Annotated in this window: 8 protein-coding genes; 2 read left to right on the plus strand and 6 right to left on the minus strand. The window is 66.4% G+C overall.

From position 1 onward, the window contains the following. Nucleotides 1–12: 12 nt before the first annotated feature. On the minus strand, nt 13–975 hold the full coding sequence (locus tag BST13_RS27245) for a cation diffusion facilitator family transporter (protein ID WP_083167610.1): 963 nt from the start codon (nt 973–975) through the stop codon (nt 13–15). A gap of 102 nt (nt 976–1,077) precedes the next feature. On the opposite strand from BST13_RS27245, the gene BST13_RS27250 reads away from it, so the two are divergent. Then, the gene (locus BST13_RS27250; protein ID WP_083167613.1) at nt 1,078–2,982 is read left to right on the plus strand and encodes a solute carrier family 23 protein; all 1,905 of its coding nucleotides are present in this window, start codon (nt 1,078–1,080) and stop codon (nt 2,980–2,982) included. Between the two features lie 132 nt (nt 2,983–3,114). Here the strand turns inward: BST13_RS27250 and BST13_RS27255 are convergent, their stop codons facing one another. Together BST13_RS27255 and BST13_RS27260 are read right to left on the minus strand one after the other, a co-directional pair. Further along, nucleotides 3,115–4,647 (minus strand): WS/DGAT/MGAT family O-acyltransferase, encoded by a 1,533-nt coding sequence (locus tag BST13_RS27255; RefSeq protein ID WP_083167615.1) that lies wholly within the window; start codon nt 4,645–4,647, stop codon nt 3,115–3,117. A 35-nt stretch (nt 4,648–4,682) separates the two neighbouring features. Beyond that, on the minus strand, nt 4,683–5,459 hold the full coding sequence (locus BST13_RS27260; RefSeq protein ID WP_245839815.1) for an SDR family NAD(P)-dependent oxidoreductase: 777 nt from the start codon (nt 5,457–5,459) through the stop codon (nt 4,683–4,685). Between the two features lie 144 nt (nt 5,460–5,603). On the opposite strand from BST13_RS27260, the gene BST13_RS27265 reads away from it, so the two are divergent. After that, nucleotides 5,604–6,176, plus strand: coding sequence for a QsdR family transcriptional regulator (locus tag BST13_RS27265; protein WP_083167621.1), 573 nt, complete (start codon nt 5,604–5,606; stop codon nt 6,174–6,176). A 33-nt stretch (nt 6,177–6,209) separates the two neighbouring features. On the opposite strand, the gene BST13_RS27270 is transcribed toward BST13_RS27265, so the two are convergent. The 3 genes from BST13_RS27270 to kstR2 are packed head-to-tail and all read right to left on the minus strand — an operon-like array spanning nt 6,210 to nt 8,793. After that, the gene (locus tag BST13_RS27270; protein WP_083167651.1) at nt 6,210–6,968 is read right to left on the minus strand and encodes a superoxide dismutase family protein; all 759 of its coding nucleotides are present in this window, start codon (nt 6,966–6,968) and stop codon (nt 6,210–6,212) included. 53 nt (nt 6,969–7,021) lie between these two features. Further along, a complete protein-coding gene (gene fadA6 / locus BST13_RS27275; RefSeq protein WP_083167623.1) occupies nt 7,022–8,170 on the minus strand; it encodes a steroid 3-ketoacyl-CoA thiolase FadA6 in 1,149 nt (382 codons plus the stop codon). Continuing rightward, nucleotides 8,170–8,793 carry a TetR family transcriptional regulator KstR2 gene (gene kstR2, locus BST13_RS27280; RefSeq protein ID WP_083167626.1) on the minus strand — a complete coding sequence of 208 codons (624 nt, stop codon included), beginning with the start codon at nt 8,791–8,793 and terminating at the stop codon, nt 8,170–8,172. Before kstR2 ends, fadA6 begins: the two co-directional genes overlap by 1 nt. Nucleotides 8,794–8,975 lie beyond the last annotated feature (182 nt).

An 8,975-nucleotide genomic window follows, 5' to 3' on the forward strand; every position in this document is an offset into this window, starting at 1 on the left:
ATTCAACCTGACTCAGCGATACCAGTCAGGCAGCTCAGTAGGCCGCAGGTCGGTGGTGTCGCCCGGGCGGGTGAGCGTCAGCACCGCCCGCACGATCTGCGGGCGGGCCTGAAGCGCGTCGACGATGCCGCCGAGCCGAGCGGCGACATTGGATTCGGCTGCGTCGCCGACCAGGTCGACGGCGGCGACGAGATAGATGCGGTCGGCGCCGACCCACTCCATGTGCAGATAGCTGACCCGCTCGACGTCGGGGTGTTCGCGCAGTGCCAGCAGGGCGTTGTTGCGGGCCAGCGGCGTGACCGCCTCGCCGGTCAGGAAGTCCATGTTGCGTCCGATGAGGAACAGCGCGACGACGCCGAGCAGCAGGCCCACCAGGATGGAACCGATCGCGTCCCAGATCGCGTTACCGGTGAGCTGATGCGCCAGGATGCCGCAGGTCGCGATCACGATGCCGATCAGCGCCGAGAGGTCCTCGGCGAAGACCGCACGCAGCATCGGGTTGGACGTCACGCGCACGTAGCGCAGTGGATGGATCCTGCGCTGCACGGCACCCGAACGGGTCTGCGAAAAGGCCTGCAGGAACGAGGTTCCCTCCAGCACGAAGGACACCGCGAGCACCGCGTAGGCCCAGCCGTACGATGTCGCTTCGGCTTCTCCGCCCAGCGACTGGATTCCGTGCCAGATCGACACGACCGCGCCCACGGTGAACAACCCGAAGGCGGCGAACATCGACCAGATGTAGCCGGCCCGGCCATAGCCGAGGCGGTGCTCGGCATCGGCGGGCTTGTTGGACTTGCGGGTGCCGATGAGCAGGAACACCTCGTTGCCGGTGTCGGCCCAGGAGTGCGCGGACTCCGCGAGCATCGACGCGCTGCCCGTCACGATGGCGGCCAGTGTCTTGGCGACCGCGATCAGCGCGTTGGCGCCGAGCGCGACAACGACGGTCAGAAAACTCTCGTCGCCCGATCCGCTCATGGCACGACCCTAGCCGCAGCCAGGCGGGTGGCCCGGTTGCCCGCAACGCAGGCGAAACCCGCACGACACGGGAAAGCACCCGAGCCGTCGGATTCTTGAGCGATGTCGGCTTCGATCATCCACCGCGCGAAGCGGCGCGTGCACCCCGTCGACGAGATGCTGCCCGTCGGCAAGTTGGCCACCTACGGCTTCCAGCACGTTGTGGCGTTCTATGCCGGAGCGGTCCTGGTGCCGATCATCATCGCCGGCGCGATCGACCTGCCGCCGGACGATCTGGTCAAGCTGATCACGGCCGACCTGTTCACCTGCGGCATCGCCTCGATCATCCAGGCCGTCGGGTTCTGGAACATCGGAGTGCGCCTGCCGCTGCTGCAGGGTGTCACCTTCGCCGGAGTGTCACCGATCATCGCGATCGGCCTGGCCCATGGCAGCGGAGCGGCAAGCCTGCTCTACGTCTACGGCGCGGTGATCGTCGCCGGCGTGTTCACGTTCCTCATCGCTCCCGTCTTCATCAAGCTGCTGAAGTTCTTCCCGCCGGTGGTCACGGGAACGCTGATCACGATCATCGGTCTGTGTCTGGTTCCGGTGGGCGCTCACGACGCCGTCACCAACCCGCATACCGGAGCAGTCGACGCGAGCAACATCCGGTGGTTCCTCTACGCGCTGGGCACCATCGCGATCATCGTGGCGATCCAGCGGCTGTTCCGCGGGTTCCTGGCGACCATCGCGGTGTTGCTCGGCCTGGTGATCGGCTGCGTTGCGGCCTATCTGCTGGGTGACATGAACTTCGACAAGGTCGGTGCGGCATCGGCATTCGGATTCACCCCGCCGTTCCTGTTCGGCATCCCCAAATTCGACGTCGTGGCGTGCCTGACCATGATCATCGTGCTGATGATCACCGCGGTGGAGTCGACGGGTTCGACGATCGCCACCGGTGAGATCGTCGGCAAGCGGGTCAAACCCTCCGACATCGGCAATGTGCTGCGCGCCGACGGACTGGCCACGGCGATCGGTGGCGCGTTCAATTCGTTTCCGTACACCGCGTTCTCGGAGAACGTCGGCCTGGTACGGCTCACCGGAGTCAAGAGCCGATGGGTGGTGGCCGCCGCCGGGGTCATCATGATCGTGCTGGGGTTTCTGCCCAAGGTCGCCGCCGTCGTCTCGTCGATCCCCAATCCCGTCCTCGGCGGCGCCGCGCTGACGCTGTTCGCCACCGTCGCCGTCGTCGGTATCCAGACGTTGGGCAAGGTCGACTTCACCGACCATCGCAACCTGATCATCGTGACCACGAGCCTGGCGCTGGCGCTGTGGGTCACCGCGTATCCGGATGTGGCCAAGGCAATGCCAGCGGGAGTGGACCTGTTGTTCGGCAGCGGCATCAGCATCGGGGCCGTCGCCGCGATACTGCTCAATGTCGTCTTCTTCCACACCGGTTCGCGCGGCCCCCGGGTGGCCGGCGGCGGTTCGATCACCCTCGGCGAGGTCAACGCCATGACACCGGACCGCTTCACCGAAGTGTTCGGCCACGTCGTCCAGGATGTGCCGTGGGCGATCGAGCGGGCCATCGGACAGCGCCCGTTCACCGATACGGCGTCGCTGCGTGAGGCCTTTCAGGACGCGGTCCTCACAGGCCCCTCCGAGCAGCAACTCGAGTTGATCAGCGCCTTCCCGAATCTTGGCGCCGAGGACGACACCGGTCACGCACTGGCCGTGGACCACGTCGCGCTGAGCAATCTCAGCGAGGACGACCACAACGACGTCGTCGAACTGGCCACGGCCTATCGCGAGCATTTCAGATTCCCGCTGGTGATCTGTGCCCGCGAGACCGAGCGGTTCGACCGGGTGCTGCGCAACGGTTGGTCGCGGATGGACAATTCTCCGGCCGCCGAGAAGGCGTTCGCCCTCATCGAGATCGCCAAGATCGCCAATTACCGATTCGCCGATCTGGTGGCCGATGCCAACCCGATCGCCGCGGCGCGGTTCGGCCGGCTCAACGAGTTGACGTGAGGACCATCGGCCTCGACGGCTTCAACACGCTGACGGTCCGTCGGCGCATGCACTGGCCAATGCCATCGGCCGGGCCTGCGGTGTGCGCCTGCACCCGTGCCATGTTGACGCCGGCGCGAGTATGGCGTGCGGTCAGCAGATCTCGTCGGGCTGCGCGATCCTGATCCGGCCGCGGCGCGGATGCGCGGGCTGCGGCTCCTCGGCCCACTGCGCCCCGGTCGCCTCGAACAGCCTGCTGATCTCGTCGATGTGCATGTCGACCAGATCCCACACGTCGGGCACGAGTTCGCGGTCCACGACGAAGCCCAGGTCGAGGCGGTCCAGGTAGCTCACCACGGTGATGTTGAGGCCCTGTCCCTCGGTGACGATCGACACCGGGAACTGGTGCCGCAGTTGGGCACCGGCGAAGTACACCGGCTGACGAGGCCCGGGCACGTTGGAGATCACCAGGTTGAACGGCGTGGCCGCGATGCGGTGGGCCAACCCGAACCGCGACGCCAGTCGCATCGCGGATGTCGAGAGCACCGGTGCCGAGAACTGGGCCAGGTCGCCGAGCTGATCGGCGGGCATCAGATCCAGCAGCCGCTTCGCGTCGAGCATCGCCTCGCGGCAGCGGGCCACCCGCTCAAGCGGATCCTCGCAGTCCGTCGGCAATTCGGGGAAGATCGCGGACACCCGGTTGGTCCACGGATCCTCTTCGTCGCCGGTACGGATCGACACCGGCACCATTGCCCGCAGCGGACGGTCCGGCAGTGCGTCGTGGGCGAGCAGATACTGGCGCAATCCCCCGGCGCAGATCGCCATGACGATGTCGTTGACGGTGCCCCCGGTCGCGTTCTTGAGCCGCTTGATGTTCTCCAGCGAGGTGGTCCGCATCGCGAAGCGCCGATGTCCGGTGATGGGCTTGTTCCACGGGGTGGGCGGTGCCGCGGACGTGGGCAGCGGAATCTTCGGTCCGTCCTCTTTGCCCAGGCGCGCAAGGGCTTTGATGGCCGATCCCGTCTTGCTCGCCGCGCTGCTGATGCTGTCGATGCCTGCGGTGTCGGCGAGCTGGCGGACCAGGCGAGTCTGCACCCGTAGAGCCTTGACGGGGTGGCCTGCGAGGTTGACGGCCGTCTTGCGCAGCAGTTCGACGGTGCTCGGCAGCTCTTCGGGTTGCCAGGCCGGGCCCGGTCCGGGTGGCGTGGTGTCCGGTTCGGTGTCGGTGATGATGTTGAGCATCAGCTGTCCGGCGGCACCGTCGATGGTGGCGTGGTGGTATTTGGTGAGCATGGCCCATCGACCGCTGTGCAGCCCGTCGATGACGTAGACCTCCCACAGCGGCCGGCTGCGATCCATGGGGCGCCCGACGATGCGCGAGACCTGGTCAGCCAGTTGGTCAGCCATTCCTGGTCGAGCCAAATGGATTTCGCGGATGTGGAAGTCGAGGTCAAAGTTGGGATCGTCGACCCAGTACGGATGGTCGAGGCCGAGCGGCACCTCGACCAACCGTCGGCGCAGCGGTTCGAGCTCACCGATCAGCGACGCGTACTTGGCGTACACCGCGGCGTACGGGTCGAATTCCGCGTTGGGGCGTTCGAAGATCATCAGCCCGGTCACGTGCCCGAAGGTCGTCGGGGTCTCCAGGTAGAGGAATGTGGCGTCGAGGCCGCTGAGCTGCTTCACGGGTCCTTCTCTTCTCGTTCTTGTGGGCGGTGCGCTCAGCTGGTGAGCAGTCCGCCTTCGACAGGCAGGGTGATGCCGGTGATGTAACTGCTGGCGTCGCTGGCCAGGAAGACCAGTGCGGCGCTGAGTTCGTCTGCGCGGCCGAGCCTTCCGGCCAGCGTTCGGGGCAGCACCTTGTTCTCGAAGTAGCCGCTCTCGAACTGGTCGGTCATCTCGGATTCGAAGTAACCCGGGGCCAATGCGTTGACCCGGATGCCTTTTCGCCCGGTCCACTGCTGGGCGAGGTCGCGGGTCAGGCCGATGAGGCCGGCTTTCGACGAGGCGTACGCGGCCTGCGGCAGACCGGCGGTGGTCAGGCCGAGCACACTGCTGATGTTGATGATCGAACTGCCCGGCTTCATGTGGGCCGCGCAGGCCTGCGCCATCCAGTAGCAGCCGTTGAGATTCAGGTCGATGACGGAGCGGAACTCTTCGGGTGTCTCTCGCGTTGCGGGGACAGCTGTGCCGACGCCGGCGTTGTTGACCAGGATGTCGACGCGCCCGAACGTGTCGACGGCCGCTTGCACGAGGGCCCGGCAGTCGTCGGGATCGGTGACATCGGTCCGCACCGCGACGGCCTTGCGGCCGGTGGCTTCGACCAGTTCCCGGGTGCCGGCCAGCCGGTCCGCACGCCGAGCACCGAGCACCACGTCGGCGCCCGCCTGGCCCAGTGCCTGCGCGAATCCGACGCCGAGGCCGCTGGATGCTCCGGTCACGACCGCGACGCGGCCGTCGAGGCGAAAGAGATCGAGGATCGAGGACGAGTGGGTCACTCGTGCATCATATCTGGATATGTTGCATATCCGAGACGGATGGAGATACATATCACTTGTACGTCAATCGGTAGCATGATGCGCACGCATCGGCTTCACAACCACACTTGGAGGTGCGCCATCGCCGAGACACCGTTGGGACGCATGCTCGCGTCGACCGACCGCAAGCCAGATCCGCTGGACGCATTCCGCATTGCGCGCGGCTGGTTTCTGTCCGGCCGCCGCATCGAGATGGGGGAATTGGCAACCGAACTCGGCGTGAACCGAGCCACGCTGTTCCGGTGGGTGGGCGGTCGCGACGAGCTGCTGGCCGAAATCCTGTGGTCGCTGGCCGAGCCCACGCTGACGGCGGCCATCGACGCCTCCCCCGGGCATGGCGCCGAGCGCATCTCCCACGCCGTCGGCCGCTTCGCCACCCTGATCGACCAGGCCGGGTTCTTCCAGGAATTTCTGCGCCGGGAGCCCGAACGGGCGCTGCGCATCCTGACCACACGCGCGGGCACGGTGCAGTCCCGGCTGGTCGCGGCTATCGAACAGATGCTGAACGACGAGCTCAACCAGGGCCGCCTGGAACCCTCGCTACCGCCGCGAGATCTGGCCTACCTCGTCGTGCGCATCGTGGAATCGTTCTTGTACGCCGACATCATCACCGGCGAACCACTCGAGATCACCCAGGCCGAGCAGGCCATCGCCGCGCTGCTGGGCCACCGGGCCTGACCGCCGCCGCGATCAGCTGTGTGAGTCGCGGGCCTACCCGGGAGCGTTGGGCACCTGCGGTGACGTCACGGTGGTCGACGGCACGGTGACGGTGACCGTGCTGGTGCTCGGGCTGGTGGTGGTGGTCGACGGCGACGGGGTCGTCGTGGAGGTGGGCGTGACCGCCGGGGCGCCCGGCGCGATGACTGTCGTGGTCACCGTCGATGTCGATGTCGAGGGTGACGGTGTCGTCGTGGACGTGGCCGTGCCTGCCGCGATGACACCGCAGGCCACAGGTTTGCCGGACGGGGCCGCGGACGTCGCGCCGCTGCGGTTGGTCGGCCCGGCGTCGAGGACGAGCGACGTGCCTTGACCACTCTGCAGATCAGCGGCGGTGAAATCCGCCGAGGTGGTCACGAGCTTGGCCGCGCCGTCGGGGCGCACCTGAAGGTCGGCGAGGTCACCGCTGGCCGAATAGGTGTTGTGCCCGCTGACCTGCAGCGGACTACCCGGAGAAGAGAAGTCACACGTGCCGACCGCATGGATTTGCAGGCCGTGGAAGCCCGGGCTGAGAAGCCCGGTCCCCACCGACTGCACGGTGACCGTGGCGTAGCCGTCGGCGAATTCGATCGACGCGTTCGCCACGGTGGTCCCGTCGGCGGTCTTCAAGTCCGTCTTCAGTGCACCGCCGGCGGCACCGGTGCTTTGCGGGGTCCCCGACTCGCCACCCCCGGTGGACGACTGGTTCGAGCACGCACCTGCACCGATGACCGAGACGGCGACGACCGCAGCAACAGCTAAGGGCTTCATCATCTTCGCGGGATTCCCCATTGCCCGCGCGCTAAACGGCCCGCCGAGCGGTGGAACTAGAGGCGCTCGATGATGGTGACGTTGGCGGTGCCGCCGCCCTCACACATGGTCTGCAGGCCGTAGCGGCCGCCGGTGCGCTCAAGGGTGTTGAGCATGGTCGCGAAGAGCTTCGCACCGGTGGCGCCGAGCGGATGGCCCAGCGCGATGGCGCCGCCACTCGGATTCACCTTCTCCGGATCGGCCTTGGTCTCCTTGAGCCACGCCAGCACGACCGGCGCGAAGGCCTCGTTGATCTCGACGGTGTCGATGTCGTCGATCGACAGTCCCGTCTTCTCCAGCGCGTACTGGGTGGCGGGGATGGGGCCGGTCAGCATCATCACCGGATCGTCGCCACGAGCGCTGATGTGGTGGATGCGGGCCCGCGGCTTCAGGTTGTATCTGTTGACGGCCTCTTCGGACGCCAACAGCACGGCCGATGCGCCATCGGAGATCTGACTGGCCAGCGCGGCCGTCAGCCGGCCGCCCTCGACCAGCGGCTGCAGCGCGGCCATCTTCTCCAGCGTGGTCTCGCGCGGCCCCTCGTCGACGCCGAAGTCCCCGACCGGGACGATCTCGTTGTCGAAGTGGCCCGCCCGGATCGCGGCGAATGCGCGCTGATGGCTGTTGTAGGCGAACTGCTCCATCTCCTCACGGGAGATGTCCCATTTCTCGGCGATCATCTCCGACCCGCGGAACTGCGAGATCTCCTGGTCACCGTAGCGGTGCAGCCAGTTCTTGGATTCGTTTGTGGGCGAGGTGAATCCGAATTCCTTGCCGGCCACCATCGCCGAGGAGATCGGCACCCAGCTCATGTTCTGCATGCCGCCGGCCAGGATGACGTCGGCGGTGCCGGACATGATGGCCTGGGCGCCAAAGGAAATGGCCTGCTGCGACGACCCGCACTGCCGGTCCACCGTGACGCCGGGGACGGCCTCGGGGTACCCGGCAGCCAGCCAGGCCAGGCGGCCGATGTTGCCCGCCTGTCCCCCGATGGCGTCGACACAGCCGACGATGACGTCGTCGACAGCCCCGGGATCTACGTCGTTGCGGTCGAAGATGGCGCGAAAAGCATGCACTCCCAGATCAATTGGATGCACATCGGCCAGTGCCCCCTTCTTCTTGCCGATGGGGGTACGTACCGCGTCGACGACATAGGCCTCAGGCATTACTGGTCTCCTTTGACAGTGGTGCCGTCGGCGGTGATTCCGCCGAGGACAATGGCGAGGTATTGCCGGCCGACCTGCTCGGCCGAGAGTGGTCCGCCGGGTTGATACCAGCGGACGGAAACCCAGGTGGTGTCACGGATGAACCGGTACACGAGGTCGACATCGAGGTCGGGCCGGAACGATCCGTCGGCGATGCCCTGCTGCAGGATGTCCACCCACATCTTGCGCTGCTCTTTGTTGCGGGCCTCGACGAAGGCGAACTGCGGCTGCGCGGAGAGCCGCTTCGCCTCGTCCTGGTAGATCACCACCTGGGCATGCCGGTGCTCGATGGCCTCGAAGGACGCCATGAAAAGGCCTTTGAGCCGCTCCAACGGGGCGGCTTCCCGATCGACGATCTCCTGATAGCGCGCGAACAGCCAGTCCAGGAAGTCCCGCAGCACCTCTTCGACCATCTGTTCTTTGGACTTGAAGTGGTGGTACAGACTTCCCGAGAGGATTCCTGCGGAGTCGGCGATATCGCGGACCGTCGTTGCTTTCAGACCGCGTTCGGCGAACATCGTCGCAGCGAGTTCGAGGAGTTCGTCCCGCCTGCTTGCCGGCTGGCTCGACGTTTCCGGCGCCATGCCGACAGCATAGCAACCAAGCGCTTGCTAGGTCACGTCAGAGGGCGGTCTCCGGCATTTCATCAAGCCCCAGACCCCCGCGAGTGGCCAGTTACGGACGTCAAACGGGTTGTTGCGAAATTGAGCGGTTGATCGGGGGCTTCGGTATGTCTTACCGGGGGTCGGGGGTGGTGGCCGCGATG

Origin of the sequence: Mycobacterium aquaticum (genome assembly GCF_002086485.1) — a bacterium.
Classification (GTDB): domain Bacteria; phylum Actinomycetota; class Actinomycetes; order Mycobacteriales; family Mycobacteriaceae; genus Mycobacterium; species Mycobacterium aquaticum.